Source organism: Actinacidiphila yanglinensis (genome assembly GCF_900107965.1).
GTDB lineage: Bacteria > Actinomycetota > Actinomycetes > Streptomycetales > Streptomycetaceae > Actinacidiphila > Actinacidiphila yanglinensis.
This window is the reverse complement of sequence record NZ_FNVU01000001.1, coordinates 225,620-246,700: the sequence shown is the minus strand read 5'-3', so window position 1 is coordinate 246,700 and position 21,081 is coordinate 225,620. Positions and strand designations below refer to the sequence as shown.

Annotated in this window: 25 protein-coding genes; 13 read left to right on the top strand and 12 right to left on the bottom strand. The window is 72.7% G+C overall.

What is annotated here, in order from left to right; all coding sequences use genetic code 11:
* Window positions 1-33 precede the first annotated feature (33 nt).
* From C4U44_RS01145 to C4U44_RS01125, 5 genes are all read right to left on the bottom strand, one after another.
* Window positions 34-1,221 (bottom strand): NAD(P)/FAD-dependent oxidoreductase, encoded by a 1,188-nt coding sequence (locus tag C4U44_RS01145; RefSeq protein ID WP_103883646.1) that lies wholly within the window; start codon window positions 1,219-1,221, stop codon window positions 34-36.
* Between the two features lie 170 nt (window positions 1,222-1,391).
* On the bottom strand, window positions 1,392-1,622 hold the full coding sequence (locus C4U44_RS01140) for a phosphopantetheine-binding protein (RefSeq protein ID WP_103883645.1): 231 nt from the start codon (window positions 1,620-1,622) through the stop codon (window positions 1,392-1,394).
* 33 nt (window positions 1,623-1,655) lie between these two features.
* Window positions 1,656-3,242 (bottom strand): amino acid adenylation domain-containing protein, encoded by a 1,587-nt coding sequence (locus C4U44_RS01135; protein ID WP_103883644.1) that lies wholly within the window; start codon window positions 3,240-3,242, stop codon window positions 1,656-1,658.
* Between the two features lie 268 nt (window positions 3,243-3,510).
* Window positions 3,511-4,185, bottom strand: a complete 675-nt coding sequence (locus tag C4U44_RS01130; protein WP_235031719.1) for an LmbU family transcriptional regulator — start codon at window positions 4,183-4,185, stop codon at window positions 3,511-3,513.
* Window positions 4,186-4,435: 250 nt separating this feature from the next.
* The gene (locus C4U44_RS01125; protein ID WP_103883643.1) at window positions 4,436-4,651 is read right to left on the bottom strand and encodes an MbtH family protein; all 216 of its coding nucleotides are present in this window, start codon (window positions 4,649-4,651) and stop codon (window positions 4,436-4,438) included.
* 477 nt (window positions 4,652-5,128) lie between these two features.
* Between C4U44_RS01125 and C4U44_RS01120 the strand changes: the two genes are divergently transcribed.
* The 6 genes from C4U44_RS01120 to C4U44_RS01095 all read left to right on the top strand — a co-directional run bounded on the left by C4U44_RS01120 (window position 5,129) and on the right by C4U44_RS01095 (window position 9,766).
* Complete coding sequence (locus C4U44_RS01120; protein ID WP_235031718.1) at window positions 5,129-6,034, top strand: thiamine pyrophosphate-dependent dehydrogenase E1 component subunit alpha; 906 nt, start codon at window positions 5,129-5,131, stop codon at window positions 6,032-6,034.
* On the top strand, window positions 6,034-7,014 hold the full coding sequence (locus C4U44_RS01115) for an alpha-ketoacid dehydrogenase subunit beta (RefSeq protein ID WP_103883641.1): 981 nt from the start codon (window positions 6,034-6,036) through the stop codon (window positions 7,012-7,014). The genes C4U44_RS01120 and C4U44_RS01115 overlap by 1 nt, the downstream gene beginning before the upstream one ends.
* Before the next feature lie 17 nt (window positions 7,015-7,031).
* Window positions 7,032-7,259 (top strand): biotin/lipoyl-containing protein, encoded by a 228-nt coding sequence (locus C4U44_RS01110; RefSeq protein ID WP_103884141.1) that lies wholly within the window; start codon window positions 7,032-7,034, stop codon window positions 7,257-7,259.
* Window positions 7,260-7,366: 107 nt separating this feature from the next.
* Window positions 7,367-7,615, top strand: a complete 249-nt coding sequence (locus tag C4U44_RS01105; protein ID WP_103883640.1) for a phosphopantetheine-binding protein — start codon at window positions 7,367-7,369, stop codon at window positions 7,613-7,615.
* Complete coding sequence (locus tag C4U44_RS01100) at window positions 7,612-8,550, top strand: ketoacyl-ACP synthase III (protein ID WP_103883639.1); 939 nt, start codon at window positions 7,612-7,614, stop codon at window positions 8,548-8,550. The genes C4U44_RS01105 and C4U44_RS01100 overlap by 4 nt, the downstream gene beginning before the upstream one ends.
* Window positions 8,551-8,632: 82 nt before the next feature.
* Complete coding sequence (locus tag C4U44_RS01095; RefSeq protein ID WP_103883638.1) at window positions 8,633-9,766, top strand: MDR/zinc-dependent alcohol dehydrogenase-like family protein; 1,134 nt, start codon at window positions 8,633-8,635, stop codon at window positions 9,764-9,766.
* A 118-nt stretch (window positions 9,767-9,884) separates the two neighbouring features.
* Here the strand turns inward: C4U44_RS01095 and C4U44_RS01090 are convergent, their stop codons facing one another.
* A complete protein-coding gene (locus C4U44_RS01090) occupies window positions 9,885-11,117 on the bottom strand; it encodes an MFS transporter (protein WP_103883637.1) in 1,233 nt (410 codons plus the stop codon).
* A 416-nt stretch (window positions 11,118-11,533) separates the two neighbouring features.
* Here C4U44_RS01090 and C4U44_RS01085 point away from each other — a divergent pair, with 416 nt between their 5' ends.
* The 3 genes from C4U44_RS01085 to C4U44_RS01075 all read left to right on the top strand — a co-directional run bounded on the left by C4U44_RS01085 (window position 11,534) and on the right by C4U44_RS01075 (window position 13,651).
* Window positions 11,534-12,061 (top strand): GNAT family N-acetyltransferase, encoded by a 528-nt coding sequence (locus tag C4U44_RS01085; RefSeq protein ID WP_103884140.1) that lies wholly within the window; start codon window positions 11,534-11,536, stop codon window positions 12,059-12,061.
* A 216-nt stretch (window positions 12,062-12,277) separates the two neighbouring features.
* Window positions 12,278-12,673, top strand: a complete 396-nt coding sequence (locus C4U44_RS01080) for a GlcG/HbpS family heme-binding protein (RefSeq protein ID WP_103883636.1) — start codon at window positions 12,278-12,280, stop codon at window positions 12,671-12,673.
* Window positions 12,674-12,955: 282 nt separating this feature from the next.
* Window positions 12,956-13,651 (top strand): type 1 glutamine amidotransferase domain-containing protein, encoded by a 696-nt coding sequence (locus tag C4U44_RS01075; RefSeq protein ID WP_103883635.1) that lies wholly within the window; start codon window positions 12,956-12,958, stop codon window positions 13,649-13,651.
* Window positions 13,652-13,816: 165 nt separating this feature from the next.
* On the opposite strand, the gene C4U44_RS01070 is transcribed toward C4U44_RS01075, so the two are convergent.
* Window positions 13,817-14,989, bottom strand: coding sequence for an FAD-dependent oxidoreductase (locus tag C4U44_RS01070; RefSeq protein WP_103883634.1), 1,173 nt, complete (start codon window positions 14,987-14,989; stop codon window positions 13,817-13,819).
* A 138-nt stretch (window positions 14,990-15,127) separates the two neighbouring features.
* Here C4U44_RS01070 and C4U44_RS01065 point away from each other — a divergent pair, with 138 nt between their 5' ends.
* A complete protein-coding gene (locus C4U44_RS01065; RefSeq protein ID WP_103883633.1) occupies window positions 15,128-15,835 on the top strand; it encodes a TetR/AcrR family transcriptional regulator in 708 nt (235 codons plus the stop codon).
* Window positions 15,836-15,866: 31 nt separating this feature from the next.
* On the opposite strand, the gene C4U44_RS41395 is transcribed toward C4U44_RS01065, so the two are convergent.
* Window positions 15,867-16,034, bottom strand: a complete 168-nt coding sequence (locus C4U44_RS41395; protein ID WP_160144959.1) for a hypothetical protein — start codon at window positions 16,032-16,034, stop codon at window positions 15,867-15,869.
* Window positions 16,035-16,043: 9 nt separating this feature from the next.
* On the opposite strand from C4U44_RS41395, the gene C4U44_RS42225 reads away from it, so the two are divergent.
* Complete coding sequence (locus C4U44_RS42225; RefSeq protein ID WP_235031717.1) at window positions 16,044-16,346, top strand: aldo/keto reductase; 303 nt, start codon at window positions 16,044-16,046, stop codon at window positions 16,344-16,346.
* On the top strand, window positions 16,274-16,495 hold the full coding sequence (locus C4U44_RS42220) for an aldo/keto reductase (RefSeq protein ID WP_235031778.1): 222 nt from the start codon (window positions 16,274-16,276) through the stop codon (window positions 16,493-16,495). The genes C4U44_RS42225 and C4U44_RS42220 overlap by 73 nt, the downstream gene beginning before the upstream one ends.
* Here C4U44_RS42220 and C4U44_RS01055 read toward each other — a convergent pair.
* Window positions 16,489-17,277 carry an FMN-dependent NADH-azoreductase gene (locus C4U44_RS01055; protein ID WP_235031716.1) on the bottom strand — a complete coding sequence of 263 codons (789 nt, stop codon included), beginning with the start codon at window positions 17,275-17,277 and terminating at the stop codon, window positions 16,489-16,491. The two genes, C4U44_RS42220 and C4U44_RS01055, sit on opposite strands and share 7 nt — an antisense overlap.
* Before the next feature lie 105 nt (window positions 17,278-17,382).
* Here C4U44_RS01055 and C4U44_RS01050 point away from each other — a divergent pair, with 105 nt between their 5' ends.
* A complete protein-coding gene (locus C4U44_RS01050) occupies window positions 17,383-18,267 on the top strand; it encodes a sigma-70 family RNA polymerase sigma factor (RefSeq protein WP_103883631.1) in 885 nt (294 codons plus the stop codon).
* 95 nt (window positions 18,268-18,362) lie between these two features.
* Here C4U44_RS01050 and C4U44_RS01045 read toward each other — a convergent pair whose 3' ends face one another.
* From C4U44_RS01045 to C4U44_RS01035, 3 genes are all read right to left on the bottom strand, one after another.
* A complete protein-coding gene (locus tag C4U44_RS01045) occupies window positions 18,363-19,106 on the bottom strand; it encodes a VOC family protein (RefSeq protein ID WP_103883630.1) in 744 nt (247 codons plus the stop codon).
* A 112-nt stretch (window positions 19,107-19,218) separates the two neighbouring features.
* Window positions 19,219-19,872, bottom strand: coding sequence for a mycothiol-dependent nitroreductase Rv2466c family protein (locus C4U44_RS01040; RefSeq protein WP_103883629.1), 654 nt, complete (start codon window positions 19,870-19,872; stop codon window positions 19,219-19,221).
* A 196-nt stretch (window positions 19,873-20,068) separates the two neighbouring features.
* Window positions 20,069-20,476: a VOC family protein gene (locus C4U44_RS01035; RefSeq protein ID WP_103883628.1), complete on the bottom strand. Its 408-nt coding sequence runs from the start codon at window positions 20,474-20,476 to the stop codon at window positions 20,069-20,071.
* Window positions 20,477-21,081 lie beyond the last annotated feature (605 nt).

Here is a 21,081-nt window from a genome sequence, read left to right as displayed (position 1 = left end):
AATCGGCAGGACTGCCCGGGGGCGCCCCGCCACTCAGCTCTGGTCGAGAACCGTCAAGAGTTCGGCGTTGTAGAAGTCGTCGAAGGTGCAGGCGCCCGACACCGTGGAGAAGTACCGGTCGATCAGGCCCTGGTGGCCGACGAGCTTGCGCAGCATCTCCGTGCGCCCCTCGGGCTTGAGTTCGGCCACGTTGAGGACGCCCTGGTAGAAGTTGAGGAAGACGTCGTGCAGGTCGGCCTCGTAGCGGCGCAGCGCGGCCTGCACCGCGGTGTCGTCGTGCAGCCCCTCGCCGATGAGGTCGGTGAGCGACTGGGCCTGGATGAAGGCGTCGGTGATACCGCGGGCGGTGATGGAGTCCTTGTGGTGTACCGCGTCGCCGAGCAGCACCCACCCGGGGCCGTACGCCTTGCGGAAGTAGTTCTCCTGGTGGCCCGTGCCGTACATCTGCTCCTCGCGGGTGCCCGCCGACATCCGCTCGTACAGCGCGGGGGTGGTGCTGCGGACTGCTTCGAGGTAGTGCGTCTCCACCGCGTGGCGGACCTCGGAGAACTCGCCCTGCGGGAAGTAGGTCATGATCAGCGTGAGGTCGTCGTTGGTGGGGAGCGCGGCGACCCAGCGCCCCGGCCGCTCGGAGAGCTCGAAGCCCGTGTTCACCCCGGACCAGTAGCTGTAGTAGACGCAGGTCATCCGCGGGTGCTCGACGACGTTCTGCGCGCCGACCTTGCGGGCCACCAGGGACCGCATGCCGTCGGCGCCGACCACCAGCCGGGCCCGCTCGGTCGCCTCGGTGCCTTCGGGCGTGGTGTACCGCACCCCGACGACGCGGTCGTCCTCCCAGAGCAGGTCGGTGACCGCGCAGGACTCCCGGAAGTCCGCACCGGAGTCCACCGCACCGGCCGCCAGGATCGGGTCCAGCACGAACCGCCGCGGCGCGTAGGTCGTCCGGTAGCCGTCGACGGGCAGCGAGAAGCCGTCCATCCGGACCCCGGGACCCTGGTAGCTCTCCCGGTCGATCGGCGGGCAGCCCGCGTCGCGCAGCCGGTCGAGCAGCCCCCACCGGCCCAGCAACGCCACGCCCGGCTGGTGGATGTAGTGCGAGGACAGCGTGTCCTGCGGGAAGCGCGCTTTCTCCAGGAGCAGGACCCGGTATCCCTGCCGGGCGAACAACATGGCCGCTGGCGAACCCGCACAACGGGCACCGATGACAATGACGTCGTACATGGCGCCTCTCTTACTCGGTGGTCTTCTGTATCCCAATGCGGCCGCAGCCGGAGAATTCGCCGTGGTGGAACGTCTGGTGGAACTTCTGGTGGAACTTCCGGTGGAATCGGGGTGGGAACTCCGGTGAAATCCGCGGGGGAAGAACGGTGGAGCGGAAATGCGTCCCACCGCTAGGGAGTTGCCGCGCCCAGCGATTCGATGTACGCGGAGATCGACGCCACCGTCGGGTTGAGGAACATCTGGTCGATCGGGACCTCGACGTCCAGCTCGTCGAGGAAAGCGCCCTGGATTCTCGCCATGATGACGGACTGGCCGCCGAGGGCGAAGAAATCGTCGTCGGGCGACAGGTCGTCGCGCTGGAGCTCCCGGCACCAGATGGCGCGCACGTGGTCGGCAATCATCACAGTCCTCCGGTGGTCGTCGGAATCCGTCGGCTAGGCCGTGGTGCCGCTGCCGGCGTACTGGTCGAGGAACTCCGCGGTCAGCGCGGCGCGATCGACCTTCCCGTGCGGGCTCAACGGGATCTGCGGGATGCTCAGGAACCTGGCCGGGACCATGTTCCGCGGCAGCGCCTCCAGCAGCCGGGCCCGCACGTCGTTCTCGTCGAGACCGTCGCCGGACGGCACGAGGAACGCCATCAGTTCGGCCTCGCCGTCGTCGGTGTGCCGGAGCACCACGGCGGCCTGCCGGACGCCGTCCAGCCGGCCCAGCGCGCGCTCGATGTCGGCGGGGTCGATGCGCATGCCGCGCACCTTGACCTGCGCGTCCATCCGGCCGGCGACGACGAGGTCGCCGTCCTCGGTCACGCGTCCGCGGTCGCCGGTTCGGTACATCCGCCGCGGCTCGCCGTCGACCACGACGGTGGTGAACCGTTCGTTCTCGGGGCCGGTGCTGTTGAGGTAGCCCGCGCCGACGCCGGTCCCGCAGATGAAGACCTGGCCGTACTCGCCCACCCCGACGCCGCGCATCCCCTCGTCGAGGAGGTGGATCTCGGTGTTGTACGCCGGGGTGCCGACCGGCGCGATGTCGTCCCCGGCCGGGCGGTGGCCGGCGAGGTCGTACGACGTCGCGACGTCCGTGCACTCCGCGACGCCGTACTGGTGCAGGAGGGTGCAGGTGTTGCCCGGGCGGCGGGCCCAGTCGGCGATCCGCTCGAAGTGCAGCGGCTCCCCGCCGAAGAGCACGTAGTCCAGCGTGGTGAGCTCGCTGCCGCGCCGGGCGGTCTCCCAGTCCACCAGCAGGTAGAGCGTGCTGGAGGCGCAGTGCACCACGCGGATGTCGTGCCGCGTCAGCATCCGGTAGGCCATCGCGGCGTCGAAGTTCCGGCTCGCCATCAGGTACTGGGTGGCGCCGCAGAACAGCGGCATCATCAGGCTGCGCTGCGACAGGTCGAAGCCGAACGCGCTGACCACCAGGTTGTGGGACCCGGAGTGCAGGCCGTACTCGAGCATCAGCCAGTTCAGCAGGTTGAACCAGCCCTCGTGGCGGACCGCGGTGAGCTTCGGGGTGCCGGTCGACCCGGAGGTGAACACCGCGTAGCACACGTCGTCCCCGGTGACCTCGACGTCGGGGCCGGTCGCCGGGAGGACCGCCAGCCGGTCGGCCAGTTCCTCGATCACCACGGTCCGCACGGCCGCCGTCTCCACCAGTCCCGCCGTCGCCGGGGAGACCACGATCAGGGCGAGGTCGGGGACCTGGCCGAGCAGCAACTCCAGCCGCGCCGACGGGTAGGCGGGGTCGAACGGCACGTAGGCCGCGCCCGCCTTCAGCGTGCCGAGGATGGCGACGAGCAGGTCGACCGAGTAGTCGAGGCAGACGCCGATCTTCGCCCCCCGGCCGTGCCCGTCCGCGATCAGGAAGTGCGCGAACCGGTTGGCGCGCGCGTCCAGTTCGGCGTACGTCAGCTGCCGTCCGGCGCAGAGGACCGCGACGGCGTCGGGAGTGGTCCGGGCGTGCGCCTCGAACTGCCGGTGCACGACGGGTGACGGGGGCAGGGCGACCCGCTTTCCCTGAAGGATCATCAACTGACTCCGATGTGACGGGTGTCCGGTCGGGCAGGCCGACGGCACACCGCGGGCGAACGGCGCCGGTCCGGCACCTCTGGGGCACGGTGGTGGAGGGGCGCACCGGCGAGCGGTGCGGCCGGGGGAAGGGCGGGCCGGGGCGGTGGGGCAGGGCGGATGGGGCCGGGGGCCTGGGAGCCGTGCGGCCGGGGGGGCGGGGGAACCGTGGGCGCGGGGAGCCGTGGATACGGGAGCCGTGGGCCAACGCGGCCTGGGTGGTGGGTCGTTACGCGGTGCGGCGGTCGGCCGCGTCGAGCACCTGGGTCACCCACTTGTCGACGGGCAGGCCGTGCGCCGCGGCGACCTTCGCGTAGGCGTCCAGCTGGCCGGCCGACAGCTCGATGGTGAGCGTGGTGACCTGCGGGAGCTGTCCGTCGCCTTCCGGTCCGGCCGGCCCGGCCGCCTCGCGCCGCCCGCCGCCGGCGCTCGCGGGCACGCCGGCCGCGCGGGACTGCTCGGCCAGGCCGGCGCGTACCGCCCTGCGCAGTTCGTTGCGGGACCACTTCTGCTGTTCGGCTCTGCGCAGCCAGTAGTCCTGCTCCGGCGGCGACAGCGGGGTCACCTCGGCGTGGTGGGCGAAGCTGAGCCCATCGCGCCTGCGGTGGTGCTCGAACCGCCGTGCCACCCATGCGTAGTTGCGCAGGGTCTGGTACTCCAGGCCGGTCCGCTCGATCGCCTCGCGGTACCGCCGCCACCCGTACGCGGTCTCCCCGAAGATCAGCCAGTCGGCGAGCCACCACGCGGAGGAGTTGGTGAGATCCCGGAGGTTGGCCCCGATCCGCTCCCAGGCGCGTTCGGACAGGTTCGTCGGGAAGGTCATTCCCGACTTCTGCACCTCCGCTTCCTTTCCCACGAAGGTCAGCACGCCGTCGTGCCGTACGGGCTCATCGCCGGTGCCCACCGGCCGCGTCCTGATACTGCTCGCGGTTCTCACCGGGCCACCCACACCTTTCATCTCCTCATCCGAGTGTTCGCCTGCGCGTCAACAGCCCTTTGCGCACAGGTTCGTTGAGCCGGTCCCGGCCGGCCGGCGGGGATCCGCAGGTCGGGGCCGCCGGCAGGTCGTGCCGTACGGCCCCTCCCCGCTGCCGCAACCGGCCGCGAGCGGTGCCGACGGGTCGCGCCGCATCGGCTCGGCGGCCCTACGGCGTTCAGTCCGCCGCCATGGCCTCGCGCAGGCTCCGCGGGCGCATGTCGGTCCAGTTCTTCTCGACGTACTCCAGGCACTCCGCCCGGGCCGCCTCACCGAAAGCCACCCGCCAGCCGGCGGGCACTTCGGCGAACACCGGCCACAGCGAGTGCTGGTCCTCGTCATTGACCACAACGTAGAAGCGGCCGTCCTCGTCGTCGAAGGGGTTCGTGCTCACTGCCACCGTCCTTATCCGTCACGGGTGACTTGAGAAAGGGATTCTCAGGGGTCGGCGCGGCGAATCGCAGTTCGGTGTCGTCCTGTCGACAGGACACCCCGCATCCGCAGCCACCTGGAATGCTGATGCCACGCTAGGTGCCGACCACCGGCGCCACAAGAGAACACCGATGCCACAAGGCCGACGGGGCACGCATGCCTCCGGGGCGCCGTCCGTACCTGTACCGCACTGGGGTCGTGTGCCACGATGACCGGGCAATGGCCCGTCGACGGGTCCGCTCGAATTTCGGGTTCGGCGCTTCTCCCGGCCGGGTTGATCGGGAGCACGCGCGATTCGACGGCATTCGAGGGCAACGGAAATTCCTGAGGGCCGCACGGGCCGAAGCCCGTGTGCGCGGGTGCCCTCTTCCGCTCCGGGCCCGGTGACGCACCACGACAGAAAGCTCATCGACGAACCTGCGACTGGTGATCCATGGTCTTGAAGTCAGAATCCGCACACGCGACAGATCCCGACGACGACACCCGGCGTTCGCTGTTGCGTCACATGCTGGTGGTCCGGGGGCTCGACGAGGAGGCCCACCGGCTGCAGAAGCAGGGCTCGATCGACCTGTGGGCGTCCTGCCAGGGCCAGGAGGCCGCGCAGGTGGGTTCCGCCCTCGCGGTGGGCCCGGACCCGGCGGTCTTCCCCAGTTACCGCGAGCACGCGGTCGCGCTCCTGCGCGGGGTGGCCCCCGACGAGTTGATGGCGCAGTGGGCCGGCCGGACGTTCTGCGGGTGGGACCCGCACCGGGTGCGGTTCTTCCCGTACACGCTGGTGCTGGCCGCGCAGACGCTGCACGCCGTCGGCTACTCGATCGGGCAGCGGCTGCAGGGCCGGGAGGACTTCGTGGTCGTCTACATCGGCGACGGGGCCACCAGCGAGGGCGACATGTCGGAGGCGATGAACCTCGCCGCCGTGGAGTCGGCATCGGTGCTGTTCGTCTGCCAGAACAACGGCTGGGCCATCTCGAAGCCGGCCGAGGAGCAGATGCGCACCTCGCTGGCCGAGCGCGCCCGGGGTTTCGGGATCGCGTCCGCCCGGCTGCCGGGCGACGACCCGGAGGCGGTCTTCTCGGCGTGCGCCCGGGCGGCCGCCCACATCCGCGGCGAGCGGGCGCCGTACCTCGTCGAGATCCAGGTGGGGCGCATCCAGGGCCACACCACCTCCGACGCCCAGGAGGCGTACCGCACCCCCGATGACCTCGCGCGGACCCGCGCCGCGGACCCGGTGACCGCCTACGCGGCGCGGCTGAGCGACCGGGGCCTGGTGGACTCCGCCTGGCTGGACGGCGTCGACGCGGAGGTGCGCGAGATGCGCGAGCTACTGGTGAAGGAGTACGCGTGATGAGCACGGTGCGGTCCACCGGCCTGGCGGAGTCGATCAACGCGACGCTCGCCGACCTGCTCGACAGCGATCCGAGGCTGCTCCTGCTCGGCGAGGACATCGGGCGCCTCGGCGGCGTCTTCCGGGTCACCCGGGACCTGCAGCGGCGCTTCGGCGCGGACCGGGTGCGCGACTCGCTGCTGGCCGAGTCCACCATCATCGGCCAGGCCGTCGGGATGGCGATCAGCGGGCTGGTGCCGGTCTGCGAGATCCAGTTCGACGGGTTCAGCTACCCGGCGGTGAACCAGCTGGTGACCCAGGCCGCCCGGATCGGCGGCCGGTGGAACGGCAGGGTGAGCCCGAGCCTGGTGGTGCGGATCCCGACCGGCGGCGGATTCCGCGGCGTCGAGCACCACAACGAGTCCAACGAGGCGCTCTTCGCCCGCTATCCGGGGATCTCGGTGGCGTGCCCGTCCACCGGCGAGGACGCCGACCAGATCCTGCGGCACGCGGTGACCCTCGGCTCGCCCGTGGTGATGTACGAGCCGATCCGGCTGTACTGGCGGCGCAGCGCCCCGGCCCGCGATCCCGAGCCGGCGAGGTCGCCGTCGGCGGCCCGGATCGTCCGGCGCGGCACGGACCTGACCGTCGCCACCTTCGGTGCGATCACGCACGAGGTGCTGGAGGCGGCGCACGCGCTCGCCCCCGACGTCGACGTCGAGGTGGTGGACCTGCGCTGGGTGGCGCCGATCGACATGAACACGGTGCTGGAGTCCGTCGCCCGCACCGGGCGGCTGCTCGTCGTGCACGAGGCGTCCAAGGACCTGGGGATCGGTGCCGAGATCGCCGCGTCGGTGGCCGAGCACGGTTTCGACGCGCTCCGCGGCCCGGTCCGCCGGCTGGCGCCGGACCGCCGCACGTATCCCCCGGCGAACTTCGAGAAGGACTATCTGATCGGTGTGCAGGAGATCAAGGACGAGGTGCTGGTGATGACGAAGTGAGCGGTTCGCCCGTGGACATGCACGTTCCCGGCTTCGGGCACGCCCTGGACGAGGCACTGCTGGTCGAGTGGGTCGCCAAGGTCGGCGACCGGGTGGAGCGGGGCGACGTGGTCGCCGTCGTCGAGACCGACAAGGCCAGCACGGAGATCGAGGCCGAGCGCAGCGGGCGGATCACGGCCCACTCCGCGACGGTCGGCACGATCCTCAGGTCCGGTGAGGTGCTGTACCGGCTGGCGGAGGACTGACGGCGCGCGCCGTCCCTCCCGCGCGCCCGCCGGAGATCCCCCGATCCCGTCACCCGTCACCCGTCACGCGTCAACGCGTCACCTGTCACCTTGAACGGAGAAGGAACATGAGCGACATCGAAGGCCGGATCGCGGACACCATGCTGGCCAAACTGCGCCAGCGCGACCCGTCGTTGGGCCCCGACGACCTCACCCGGCCGATCGCCGACCTCGACCTGGACTCCCTCGACCTGGTCGAACTGCACCAGCAGCTGGAGCGCGAGCTCCAGGTCAAGGGGGACCTGCGGGAGACCGCGGGCTTCGCGTTCCTGGACGACTTCAGCACCTACTTCGTGAAGCTGGCGAGCGGGGAATGAGCGCGGGCATCGTCGACGTCGCCACCGCGAAGCCGGGCCGGACGGTCGACAACGAGCACTTCACGTCGATCGGTCTCACCGACGAGTGGATCCGGCGGCGCAGCGGCATCGCGACCCGCTCCTGGCTGCCGGACGAGACCCCGCTGGCGGAGGTGGCGGCGGAGGCGTGCGCGCCGATCGTGACCAGGATGGGCACGCCCTCCTCGATCGGCGCGCTGATCGTGGTCAGCACCTCGTCGCGGCAGCGCATCCCGGGTGTCGCGCAGAAGGTGGCCCAACTCGTCGGCCTGGGGCCCTCGGTGCTGACCTTCGACATGAACGCGGCCTGCTGCGGCTTCGTCTACGGCCTGGTCACCGGGCTCTCGCTGTGCGACGCGGGCGGCGCGCGGTCGGTCCTGGTGTGCTCGGTGGAGGCCATGTCCCGGATGGTGGACCGCACGGACCGGCAGACGGCGTGCATCTTCGCCGACGGCTGCGCGGCCGTCCTGCTGGAGGACCGCGCGGAGTTCACCGGCTTCCGCCACGTCGCCGGCTGCGACGGCTCCCAGGAGTCGCTGATGCGGGAGACCGACGCGGGCGGCATCCACCTGGACGGGATGCAGGTGTACGACCGGGCGGTGCGCCGCATGGCGGAGTCGGCGCAGTACCTCTTCGACCACGGGCCCGCGCCGACCGTACTGGTCGGCCACCAGGCGAACGGCCGCATCCTGGAAGGGGTGCGCGGCTTCACCACCCATCTCGGCGTGCCCTTCGTGAACCGGATCGAGCACTCCGGGAACACCTCGTCCGCCACCATCCCGCTCGCCTTCGCCGGGGAACTGGACGCGGGTTCCCTCCCTGCCGAGGGCCGGCTCGGCGCCGTGGCCTACGGCGCGGGCGAGGCGTGGGGCGGGGTCGCGGTGGACTACCGGGTACCGGCCGCCACCGCGCCCTGACCGCTCCGCGCACCCGGCCACGTCGTCATCACAGGAGGTTGTCATCTACTCACCAGAAGCCTGGGTCCTGCACTCCGGTGCAGTGACCGGCGCGCACGTCGGCGGACCGGGCAGCGCGCTGCGGCACGAACCGTTCACCTTCGGTCCGCTGGAGGAGGGCGAGGCACTGGTGGAGCCGATCCTCGGCTCCTGGGAAGCCAACATGGACCACGCGCTGGCCCGTACCCCGATCGACGTGTGCAGCAGCCGCGGCGAGGACGCGGTGGTCCTGGGCAACCTGGGCGTGGTGCGGGTGCTCAAGGTCAACGGGGGCGGCCCGGAGGTCCGGGTCCGCGAGGGCGACCTGTGCCTGCTCATGCCGTTCGGCGTGCTCGACCGGCTGGGCTACGCCGAACTCGCCTACGCCTACGACGCCCCCGGCACCATCGGGCTGCTGACCAAGCGGTCGAAGCTCGACGCGCGGCTGCTGCTGCCGATCCCGGACGGCACACCGTACGGGCTGCCCCAATGGGCCACCTACGGGCGGTACTTCACCGCCTGGGACAACTGGCGCAAGGCCTACGGGTGCTGGCGGAGCCAGGTCGGCGACGACGATCCGGGCAAGCAGCTGGTGTTCGGCTGGGGTGGCGGCGTGGCCTTCGCCGAGCTGCTGCTGGCGCAGAAGGCCGGGTTCCGCGTGGCGATGACGGCCGGCTCGGACGAGCGGCTCGCCTTCCTGCGGGAGCACGGCATCATCCCGGTCGACCGCCGCCTGTTCCCCGCCCTCTCGCTGCCCACCCGGGAGCAGCGCGCGGACCGGGAGCGGCACGCGCAGCGCCGCACGTCCACCGAGGCCTTCCTGACCCTGGTCAACGAGCTCAGCGACGGCCAGGGCGCGGCGATCTTCGTGGACAACATCGGCGAGCCCCTGTACGACATCACCCTGACCGCCCTGGCCCGCGAGGGGGTCGTCACCACCTGCGGCTGGAAGGCCGGGATGCGCGTGTCGCATCTGCGCGGCGCGGAGTGCATCAGCCGGCACATCCATGTGAACACGCACGTGTGGCGGATCCACGACTCGCGGGAGATCCGGGACTTCATGGAGAGCGAGGGCTGGATCGCGCCGAAGGAGTCGGACACGATCTACGACTTCGACCGGGTGCCGGAGCTGGCCGAGGACTACCTGAACGGCAGGATCGGTTCGTACTTCCCGATGTACCGGGTGAACCCGCTCTGACCGGCCCGGCCGGGTGACGTCCCGGTCCGAGGTGGCCCGGACCGGTTGCGGTCCGGCCGGGTGAGGGGACGGCCCCGGTGTCCGCGCGGGCACCGGAGCCGTCCGACGTGTGCGGCCGTCAGCCCGGCCCGACGCGGGCCGCCCGCCCCTGCGGCAGGCGCAGGACGCGCAGGCCGGCGAGCCCCTGCAGCGCCATCACGGCGGCGGCCGCGGCGGCGACGGTGAATCCGCCGCGTGACCCCAGCGCGTCGATCGCCCAGCCGGAGACCCCCGCCGCGGTGGCCGAACCCGCCGCGCTCGCCGAGCCGAGCCAGGAGAACGCCTGGGTCAGCACGTCCCGGTGGACGGTCGCCTCGGTGAGCACGGAGAAGAGCACCAGCAGGCGCGGGACGGCCGCACCGGTCAGCACCACGACCAGGCCGAGCCCGAGCGGCGAGCCCACCGTCAGCATCAGCAGCGTGCCGAGCAGCAACGCGCAGGTCGCCGCGAAGAGTTGAACCTGCAGGGCGGCGCGCCACCGGCGCAGGCCGTACAGCCATCCCGCCAGCAGCTCGCTGCAACTGGAGACGGCGAGGATGACGGCCGCGGCGCCCGGCGCGCCGTGCTCGACCGCGAAGGCGGTCACCGACACCTGCATGGCACCGAAGAAGACGCCGATGGCGAGGTTGAGCCCCATCAGCACGGCGACACCCCCGCGCAGCAGCGACCGGTCGCCGCGCTCGTGCGCGGCGCCGCCGGTCGGCGGTGCGGTCGCGGGCGCGCTGCCGCGCTGCGCGGCGAGCAGCAGGCCGCCGGACACGGACAGGGAGGCGGCCAGCACCGTGCCGGCCGCGGGATGCCCCGCCGCCGCGAGCGTGCTGACCAGCGCCGGGCCCACCAGGTAGCCGACCGAGTTGCTGACCGACTCCAGCGCGAAGGCGGTGGGCAGTTCGCCCGCCCGGTCGCCGCGCAGCAGCGCCGCCCAGCGGGCCGCCGACATCGCGCCGAGCTGGGGGACGCTGACGCCGACCAGCACGCCGCCCGCGGCGAGCAGGGCGTCGGGGGCGCCCGCGGTGACCAGGACCACGAGGGCGGCCATCGCCAGGGCGTGCGCGAGCAGCGCGGGCGGCAGCACCCGGCTCTGCCCGAACCGGTCGACCAGCCGGGCCACTTGGGGCGCGCCGACCGCCTCGGCCACCGCGCACCCGCCGCTGACCAGACCGGCCGAGGCGAAGGTGCCGGTGTGCGCGTGCACGAGCCAGACGATGCTGAGGCTGGTCATCGCGACGCCGACGCGTCCGCACGATGCCGGCAGGAAGAAGGCAGCGGCGCCCGTGGTACGCAGCAGGGCGCGGTAGTTCGCCGAAGGCACGGCGAATCCCTTTCGCTGCCCGGCGGGGCGGCCCACCTGGGTCGCCGGTGCCCGGGGTACCGACCCGTGGTAGCCGCCTGAAACCGTCCAGTGGTGGCGCGGAGTGGGGGCACGCGCCCCGCACCGACTCCATCACCGGGCAGAAGTCAGGTGAGTTGATCGAATCGCATCGATTCTCGTCGGCCGGGCCGAGGATGTCCAGCACGGCGGCGGCCTCCCCGTACCCGCCGCTCAGTCGTGCGGGGATGCCTTCGCGCCGTCACGAATCCTGGCACCGTAGGAGCGGTCCTTGCGGGAATCAGGTGGACCTCGGCAGGTCCGGGGAGCCGGATCCGGCGCCGGGCGCGGCTCCGGCGCACGCCACCCGCCCGCATAGGCTGGCCGTCCCATCCACCGCCCGCGACGAGGACCAGCCCGTGCGCAGCACCACCCGGATCCGCCTGATCGAGCCCGCCGACGCCGCCCCGATCGCCGCGCACCGGGTGCGGGACGCCGAGGCCTTCCAGCGGTGGGAACCGGCCCAGCCGGCCCGCTACTTCACCTCGGAGGGCCAGGCGGAGCGGATCGACCGCCTGCTGGCCGGACACCGAACCGGCTCGGTCTGGCCGGGCGTGGTGCTCGCCGACGACCAGGTGATCGGGCAGGTCACCATCGGGGGCATCCTGCCGCAGCCGCACCTGCGCCGTGCCTCCGTCGGCTACTGGATCGGCAGCGTCGCCCAGAACCAGGGGCACGCCGGTCGGGCGGTCGGGCTCGCCCTGCGGTTGATGACCGGCGAACTCGGGGTGCGCCGCGCCGAGGCGTCCACCCATCTGGAGAACCTGCCGTCGCAGCGGGTGCTGCGCCGCAACGGGTTCACCCCGTACGGCGTCGCGCACGCCGCGATCCTCCTCGACGGGGACTGGTGCGACAGCCTGCTGTGGGAACGGATCCTCGAGGACTGACCCCGCGGCACGGGCGGGCGCACGACCTGTCCCCCGCCTGCCGTACGACGGCGGGGGCGCCGTGCCGTACCGCCGTGTCGTCCGGTCGATCCGCGCCTTTCCTCACCTATTGTCCTGCCGGGGAGTGCGCCGAGGCCGCCGCCCGGCCCCCTCGCGTCGCACGGCACCCGGCAAGGCGTCGCGTGCCGACCGGACCCTCAGGGAGGACGAGCAACCGTGACCGATCTGACCTTGCAGGAAGCCATGAACCGCACCGCGGCGGGCCTCGCGAAGGCCGCGGAGATGGGCGTGCCGCAGAACATCGCGATCGTGGACGCCGGCGGGAACCTGCTGCACTTCTCCCGGATGGAGGAGGCGTGGCTGGGCTCCGTCGACATCGCGATCAAGAAGGCCCGGACCGCCGCCTTCTTCCGGATGCCGACCGCCTCGATCGGCGAACTGTCCCAGCCGGGCGGCGAGTTGTACAACGTCGAGGTCACCAACGGCGGGCTGGTGACGTTCGGCGGCGGCCTGCCCATCACCGGGGCGGGCGGCCGCGTGATCGGCGCGGTCGGGGTGTCCGGCGGCCGGGTCCCCGAGGACGTCGCCGTCGCCGAGGCCTGCCTGGCCTGACCCGCCCGCTCCCTCCCGGACGACCCGAGACGCCCGGGAGGGAGCGAGCGCCCTTTTCACTCTCGGTGCGGCGCCCTTCTACGCGGAGTCGCACCCTCCGAGCCCTCTCCACCACAAACCCGGCCCCCGACTCGGCCCCTCAACTCGGCTCGCGCCCGGCAGGATTGGCACACGGCGCCGCCCGCCACCCGTCCACGTGCGTCCACTCCGCCTCCTGCCTACGCTGGAGACGTTGGAAATCAGACCACTCGGGGGTGTCTGCGCAGCGGAGGCTGATACGCGATGGCGAAGGTACTTTTCATCGTGAGCGGAGCGACGTACTGGGTGCTCAAGGACGGGACCAGGTACGCCACGGGCTACTGGGCCGAGGAGTTCGCGAACCCGTACAAGATCCTGACGGACGCCGGTCACCGGATCACCGTGGCGACGCCGGGCGGCACCACCCCGAACGTCGACATGATGAGCCTGCGCCCGGCCATGGCGGGCGGGGAGAAGGGTGCCCTGGAGCTGGAGGCGATCATCCGCGACGCCGAGGTCATGCGGCGCCCGCTCCAGCTGTCGGACGTGCGCCTGGAGGACTACGACGCGGTCTACCTGCCCGGCGGCCACGGCCCGATGTCGGACCTGGCGTTCGACGCCGACGCGGGGCGCCTCCTCACGGCGCAGCTCGAGTCGGGGAACCCGCTGTTCATCGTGTGCCACGCACCGGCCTCGCTGCTGGCCACGCGGATCCACGGCGTCTCGCCCTTCAAGGGCTACAAGGTCACCGGCTTCACCAACGAGGAGGAGGAGGCCGTCGGCCTCGCCTCCCGGGCGACCTGGCTGCTGGAGACCGACCTCAAGGAGAAGGTCGAGGTCGAGTACAGCCGCGGCCCGATCTGGGAGCCCTACATGGTGGAGGACCGCAACCTCGTCACCGGGCAGAACCCCCACTCCGCCGCGGTCCTCGGCAACCGCATGCTCGAAATCCTCGCCTAGCCGCACGCCCCCTCGCGCCCCGGCGACGGTTGCCCGCGGAGGAGCCGCACCTGCCCAGGGGGCGCTGGGGGCGCCCCCACACCACGGTGAACCGCAAGGTCCCGAGAACCACGGGCAGAGGCACCCCGGCGGGCTGGCCCGCAGCCGGAACGAGCGCCGCGCCCACTACCGCGCCGGAGCAATCTGAGCCTCGTCCGCGCGACCGGGCGCCTGCCCCGTGAAGAGTTCGATCAGCCCGAAAGGAGCCCGCTCACCGAGGCAGAGCTCCTGGATCTCGACCGCGTCGGCGTGGAAGGACGTGCTGCGCGGAAAAAGTTCCGCCTCGTACGCGGCGAGCGCCGCTTCGAGGTCGCCGGGGTGCGCGACGATCGCCCGCGCCAGCTCCGCACCGTCGAACATCGCCAGGTTCGCGCCGTCACCGGACGGCGGCATCAGGTGCGCGGCGTCGCCGAGCAGCGTCACCCCGGGCACGCGGTCCCACCGGTGCCCGCCCGGGAGGGTGTGGATCATGCGGGCGACCGGCGCGGTCTCGCCGTCGGTGATCAGCGCGGTGAGTTCCGGCGCCCACCCCTCGAACTCGGCCGCGATCCTGGCGGCCGCCGAAGCGGCATCGGTGAAGTCGATCGCGGCGATCCACTCGGCGGAGCGGTTCAGCTGGACGTAGGTGTGCAGGACGCCGCCCGCCTCGCGGTGCGCGGTGATGCCCTTCCCGGGGGTCAGCGCGTACATCGCGCCCGCTCCCACGGTCGCGGCCGCAGCTGCGTGCCGCTCGTCGGCGTCGAACAGGTAGGTCTCGACGAAGGCTGTGCCGGTGTACTCGGGCGTCGCGTCGGACAGCAGCGGACGGACCCTCGACCAGGCACCGTCGGCGCCGACGAGGAGGTCGGTGATCGCGGTCGAGCCGTCGCCGAAGGTCAGCTCGTGCCGGCCCTCGCCGAGCGGGCGGACGGCGGTGACCTTGTGCCCCCATCGGACCGTGCCCTCGGGGAGCGAGTCGAGCAGGATCCGGCGCAGGTCGCCGCGCAGCACCTCGGGGCGCCGGGACGTGCCGTCGTCGGGCTCGTCGTGCAGCAGGCCGCCGTCCGGGGCGAGGGCGCGCGTCGCCTCGGCCCCCTCGTGGATGATCGCGCGGAACTCGCCGGTGAGGCCGGCCGCCGCGAGCGCGCGCTGCCCGTCGTCCTCGTGGATGTCCAGCCGGCCGCCCTGCGTGCGGGACCCGGCCGCGGGGTCGGCCTCGTAGACCGTGGCGGGGATGCCGTGGACGTGCAGGACCCGGGCAAGGGTCAGGCCGCCGAGGCCGGCACCGACGACGGCGATCGAGGGGTGGCTGGTGTGCATGGCTTCCTCATTCCTGGGCGGTATTCGCGTGGTGGCTCCGGTGCGGGCGGGCCTGGGCTGTTCCGCTTGCCGGTCGCTAATGGACCGTGGTTCCAATAAGAGTATGGAACGCCGTTCCAGGTATGTCAAAATGAGGTCATGCCACGGACCCGAGGACGCGCACCCGCCGGCGGCCGCGCCGACGCCCTCTCACCCGAGATCGTCGTCGGCGCGGCCGTCGCGCTGCTGGACGAGCGCGGCGAGCGCGGGCTCACCTTCCGGTTGCTGGCCGAGCGGCTGAACACCGGCGCCGGCGCCCTGTACTGGCACGTGGCGAACAAGGACGAGCTCGTCGCGCTGGCCGCGGACCAGGTGCTCGGCCAAGCCCTGGCCGCGGTCCCGCGCCCGGAGAACGGCACCGGGCTGCGTGCCCTCGCCGTCGCCGTCTTCGACGGCCTCGACCGGCACCCGTGGGCCGCGTCCCACGTCACCGCGCCCGCCAGCCTGCCCAACGGGCTGCGCCTGTTCGACCGCATCGGCACCCTGGTCGCGCGCACCGGACTGCCCGCCGAGCGGCACTTCGCCGTCGCCACCGCGGTCTTCTACTACGTCACCGGCGTCAGCGCCCAGATCATCGCCCCGGCCGTCACCGTCGGCGCGACCACCGACCGCGCGTCCTTCCTCGCGCGGACCGCCGAGCGCTGGGGACGGCTCGATCCGGCCGCCTACCCCTTCCTGACCGGCGCCACCGCGGCCCTGCGCGACCACGACGACCGCGACCAGTTCCTGGCCGGGCTCGACCTGCTGCTGGACGGCCTCTCCGCGAGCGGACGGTCCACCGCCGCGGACCCGCGTCCACCCACGTGATCCGGCGGGTCGGGCGGCTCCGGCCCCGTGGCTACGACTCGCGCACGTCCGCGTCGGCGTCGGCGCCCGTACCGGCGTCCGTGCCCGTACCCGCACCGTCGTCCCCGTCCACCGCGGTCGCGGACGCGGGCTGCGCGCTGACTATGTCGAGCAGGACCATCGCGTCGTGGTCGGGGCTCGCCACGTCGGCGTAGTACACGTCGGCATAGTGGACGACGAGGCGGTGCCCGGGGGTGCCGAGTTCTCGCTGTGGACCCGGGACGTGCAGGCCGAGGTGCTGCCGTATTGCGTCGAGCAGGGCATCGGCCTGCTGCCGTACTCGCCGCTGGGCCGCGGCTTCCCCGCCGGCCGGTTCGCCTCCTTCGACGACCTGCCCGAGAAGGACCAGCGGCGCCGGCTGCCCCGTTTCCAGCAGGACAACCTCCAGGCGAACCTCGCATCGCGGCCCAGGTCCGCGCGGTCGCCGACCGGATCGGCGCGACCCCCGCCCAGGTCGCCCTCGCCTGGCTGACCGCCCAGGGGCCGCACGTCGTGCCGATCCCCGGCACGAAGACCCCGGCGTACCTGGCCGACAACGCGGGAGCCGCGGAGGTCGAGCCGTCCGGAACGGACCTCGCCGACCTCGACGCGATCCAGCCCCCGGTCGGTGCGCGCTACTGACGCCCGCCCTCCGGTGACCGCGCGCCGGCCGTCCCGGCCTCCCCCACACCGGCGGTCTCCGCCGCCAGCTCCGTCACCCGCGCCCGCGCGGCGGCCAGCGAGTCCGCCGCCGCGGGGCGGTGACGGGACAGGTGCGGCACCAGCCCGGCCAGCGTCATCTCGGCGCTGACGAAGCGGATGTTCTCCTCGGCGACCCCCTGCTTGCCGAAGTACGTCCGCAGGTAGGCCGTCTGGAAGTCCCACGCCTCGCGCGGGGTCCCCGGACCGTACGCACCGCCGCGCGTGGTGACCACCACCAGGCGGGTGCCGCGCAGCAGGCTCTCCCCGGTGTGCGGGTCGGTGAACGCACCGGGGAATCCCACCCGGTCGATCCACGCCTTCAGCAGGGCGGACACCGCGTAGTTGTACATCGGCGCCCCGATCAGCACGGTGCCGGCCGCCAGCAGCTCGGTGACCAGCGGGCGGGTCAGCGCCCACTCCCGTTCCTCGGCGGGACAGCGCGTCCAGGCGCCGACCTCGTCCAAGGGGGGCAGGCCGTTCTGCTCCAGCCGCCGGCCCAGGGTGCAGTAGCCGGTGTCCAGCGGCGGCACGGGATCGGCGGCCAGGTCCCGGTACCGGTACCCGGCCGGGCCGTGCCGGGCCCGCCAGGTCTCCGCGAACAGCGCGGTCAGCTCCCTGCTGACCGAGTCACCACGGCGGTTGGCGCTGGAATCCAGATGCAGCAAGGACGCCGCGGGCTCCCCCGGCACGTCCGCCGGCACATCCTTCCCGTGTGCCCTCACGTCTGTGGTCACCTTCGTCGTCACTCCAGTCGTCACCGCTGCCGTCACTTTCGTGGGGTGGTGTTCGTCAGACATCTGACGGACCGGACCGACGGAAGGTGACCAGTGGACGAGCACGACGGCCTGGCGGACCGCTTCGAGGCGCAGCGCGGCAGGCTCCTGGCGGTGGCCTACCGGCTGCTCGGCTCCCCGGCCGAGGCCGAGGACGCCGTGCAGGAGGCGTGGCTGCGGCTGAGCAGGGCCGGCGCCGCCGACGTGGACAACCTGGCCGGCTGGCTGCACACGGTGGTGACACGCATCTGCCTGGACATGCTGCGCTCGCGCCGGTCGCGGCGGGAGGAGCTCACGGACCAGCCGGACCTCGACCTGGTCGCGGAGCCGGCCGGTCCGGGCGGGCCGGAGGAGCAGGCACTGCTGGCCGACTCCGTGAGCCGTGCGCTGCTCGTGGTGCTGAACACGCTGGAGCCCGCCGAACGCGTCGCCTTCGTCCTGCACGACATGTTCGCCGTGCCCTTCGACCGGATCGCGCCCATGGTGGACCGCACCCCCGTCGCAGCGAAGAAACTCGCCAGCCGCGCCCGCCGCAAGGTGCGGGGCACCCCCGCGGTCCCGGCGGAGGAGCTGGCCCGCCAGCGGGAGGTCGTCTCGGCGTTCCTGTCGGCCGCCCGGGCCGGTGACCTCACGGCGATCCTCGCGGTACTCGCCCCCGACGTGGTGCGGCGCAGCGACCCCGCGGCCCTGGCACCCGGTGCGGCGGCCGAACTGCGCGGCGCCCGGGCGGTCGCGGAGGGCACCGTGCTCCTCGCGAGCCGCGCGCGGACCGCCGAACTCGCCCTGGTCGACGGCCGGGTGGGACTCCTGGTGGCTCCCCGCGGCCGGCTGCTGGTCGCGCTCACCTTCACCGTCGAGGACGGCCGGATCACGGCGTACGAGGCGATCGCCGATCCGGCCCGGCTGGAGCGGGTGAGCGTGGCCCTCCTGCCGGAGTGAGGGGCGCGGTCCTGCCGGGCTGAGCGGCGCCCGGCTCCGTACGGTACGGGGCCGGGCGCCATCCACGCGTCGCCTCAATGGGGTCCGGCGGCTCCTCAGCGCGGGCCGAGCACGCAGAACTCGTGGCCCTCCGGGTCGGATAGGCACGTCCACGGCACGTCGCCCTGGCCGAGGTCGAGATCGGTGGCACCCAGGGCCCGCAGCCGGTCCACCTCCGCCGCCTTGTCGTCACCGGGGTACGGCAGCAGGTCGAGGTGGACGCGGTCCGGCACGGTCTTCCCCTCCGGCCTGCGGAGGAACTCCAGATACGGGCCGACGCCCCCGGCCGAGCGCAACGTCGCGTGGTCGTCGGCCACTTCGTGCAGGGTCCAGTCCGTCGCCTCGTCCCAGAACCGGGCCGTGGCCCGCGGATCGGTGCAGTCGACCACGACTGCGGCGATCGGCCCGGTGTCCCGGTAGACCTCCCGGGGCTCCAGCACGCAGAACTCGTTGCCCTCCGGGTCGGCGAGGACTGTCCACGGCACGTCGCCCTGGCCGATGTCGACGGGCGTCGCCCCCAACGCCAGCAGCCGCTCGACCAGTTCGGCCTGGTGGGCGGCGGACGTGCTGGCGAGATCGAGGTGCACCCGGTTCTTCGTCGCCGACTTGGCCTCCGGGACGGCGACGACGTCGATGCAGAGCGCGACCGGGTCGGGCCAGACGAACGAGCCGCCGGGCTCGACGTTGGTGACGCCCGGCGCCTCGCTGGACACGCCCCAGCCGAGGGCGTCCGCCCAGAACCGGCCGACGACCGCGTCGTCGAGGGCCTTGAAGTTCACCTGTACAGGTCGCAGTGCCATGCCGGCGATCCTATGCACCCGCCTCCCGCTCCCCGCCACGAGCGGCTGCCGGCACGTCCACGCGCGGTCACCGCGAGGCCCTCAGGCGCCCGCGGCTCGGTTGCTGCGCGGCTCACCGGAAGTCGGGCGCGTGCGTGCGGGTGCGCTTGATCTCGTAGAAACCGGGGGTGGTGGCGACGGCGAGCACGCCGTCCCAGAGCCGGGCGGCCTCCTCGCCCTTGGGGGCCGGGCTGACGACGGGGCCGAAGAAGGCGACGGGGTCGGCGCCCTCGGCCGGGCCCGGCACGGCGAGGATCGGGCTGCCGACGTCCTGGCCGACCAGGGTGATGCCGCGGCTGTGCGACGCGCGCAGTTCCGTGTCGTAACGGTCGGTGTCGCCGGCGTCGGCGAGTTCCACCGGCAGTCCGACCTCGCGCAGCGCGCTCTCCAGCGTCGCCCGGTTCTTGGGCTGGTGCTTCAGGTGGTAGCGGCTGCCGAGCGCGGTGTAGAGGGGCCCGAGCCACTCGGGTCCTCGGGTGAGTTCGACCGCGGTCAGCACGCGCACCGGCGCCCAGGCGTCGCCCATCAGCGTGCGGACCGGCGGGGGCAGTTCGTCCAGCCGGTTCTCGTTCAGCACGGACAGGCTCATCACGTGCCAGGCGATCGTGACGGGCCGGGTCCCGGCGACGTTCAGCATCCAGCGGGAGGTCAGCCAGGTCCACGGGCAGACCGGGTCGAACCAGAAGTCGACGGTGGTCGGGGGCGCGGGAGGGGTCGACGGGGACACGGATCACTCCAAAGATGACCTCTTGCGAAGACCCGGTGCGGGCCTTCCCACGATGGTTCTCATGTATTCCATAGTAGGTTCGGCCACTTCGATGGGCCGGTGAGGCGGGGCGAGGCGGCGGGCCCGGTGACGCGAGCCCGGGTACGGCAGGGGCGCTGCGCCAGGCGCGGCGGCTTCGATCCTGCGGTGCGGCCGCTTACGGCCTGGACACCCACAGCTCCCAGGCGATGCCGTCCGGGTCGGTCAGGGTGACGAACTCCGCGTAACCGGTGTCCCGCACCGGTGAATGGGCCACCCCGAGCCCGTCCAGGTGCCGGACCCAGCCGTCGAGGGCCGCGCGGTCGGGAACGGCGAGCGAGAAGTGGTCGAGCCCGGTGCGAGACGGGTCGAACCGGTCGCCGCTGCGGCGCAGGGGCTCGTGCACGGCCAGCGCGAGCCCGCTGCCGGCGTGGCGCAGGACCTGTCGCGGATGCCCCGCCTCGGCGGGGCCGGGCACCACCGCGCCGACCGGTTCGAATCCCAGCGCACGCCGGTACCAGTCGACGCTGGCGGCCAGGTCGCGCACCACGACGGCGACGTGGGCGATGCCGGTGAACGTACTCATGCGGGGTGATCCTCTTGGCGCGGAGGGACGTTGGCTGCCGACCGGCCGGCCGTGGATAGTCGGTCGGTCGGCTACCCGAGTAAACGCGCGCGCCGCGGATGAAGTCAAAGGTCAGTGGGGTGCCGGGCGGGACCGGCTTCCTCCCACGTACGAGGCCGGGCCTTCCAGCGCCGGGGTTCCGGCACCGGGAGGTTCGGGCAACGCGGCGTCCGGCACCGGGCGTTCAGCTCTCCGCGCGGGCGATCTCCCGCTCCCCGGCGGAGGACGTGACGGAGTGCGGGCGCTTCTTCCGGCGCGCGAGGTGGGCGAGGCGCCGTCCCGGATCGGGGAAGGTCGGGATCAGGTGCCGCCCCCAGGTGTTGGTGATGACGCCCGCGAAGGATCCGTACAGGGCGATCGCCGCCGTGGCCAGACCGGTGAGAGGCTGCGCAGGAAGGTCGTCACTCCGAAGGCGGCCAGGCCCAGCGGAGCGGGGTCGACGGCGACGCGCGGTGAGGGCTCCGGCATGACAACTCCCGTGTGGGCGACCCCGGCAGGTTGCCACCGGGCGTCACCGAAGTGCGGCCGCTGCGCTGCGTGGCACCCCACTCCGACCGGATGGCGCA

Coding starts and splice junctions, on each gene's coding strand:
- C4U44_RS01145 (WP_103883646.1), bottom strand. CDS start 1,221: ATGTACGACGTCATTGTCATCGGTGCCCGTTGTGCGGGTTCGCCAGCG.
- C4U44_RS01115 (WP_103883641.1), top strand. CDS start 6,034: ATGAGCACGGTGCGGTCCACCGGCCTGGCGGAGTCGATCAACGCGACG.
- C4U44_RS01065 (WP_103883633.1), top strand. CDS start 15,128: ATGCCACGGACCCGAGGACGCGCACCCGCCGGCGGCCGCGCCGACGCC.
- C4U44_RS01110 (WP_103884141.1), top strand. CDS start 7,032: ATGCACGTTCCCGGCTTCGGGCACGCCCTGGACGAGGCACTGCTGGTC.
- C4U44_RS01045 (WP_103883630.1), bottom strand. CDS start 19,106: ATGGCACTGCGACCTGTACAGGTGAACTTCAAGGCCCTCGACGACGCG.
- C4U44_RS01035 (WP_103883628.1), bottom strand. CDS start 20,476: ATGAGTACGTTCACCGGCATCGCCCACGTCGCCGTCGTGGTGCGCGAC.
- C4U44_RS01105 (WP_103883640.1), top strand. CDS start 7,367: ATGAGCGACATCGAAGGCCGGATCGCGGACACCATGCTGGCCAAACTG.
- C4U44_RS01075 (WP_103883635.1), top strand. CDS start 12,956: ATGGCGAAGGTACTTTTCATCGTGAGCGGAGCGACGTACTGGGTGCTC.
- C4U44_RS01140 (WP_103883645.1), bottom strand. CDS start 1,622: ATGATTGCCGACCACGTGCGCGCCATCTGGTGCCGGGAGCTCCAGCGC.
- C4U44_RS01135 (WP_103883644.1), bottom strand. CDS start 3,242: ATGATCCTTCAGGGAAAGCGGGTCGCCCTGCCCCCGTCACCCGTCGTG.
- C4U44_RS01100 (WP_103883639.1), top strand. CDS start 7,612: ATGAGCGCGGGCATCGTCGACGTCGCCACCGCGAAGCCGGGCCGGACG.
- C4U44_RS01070 (WP_103883634.1), bottom strand. CDS start 14,989: ATGCACACCAGCCACCCCTCGATCGCCGTCGTCGGTGCCGGCCTCGGC.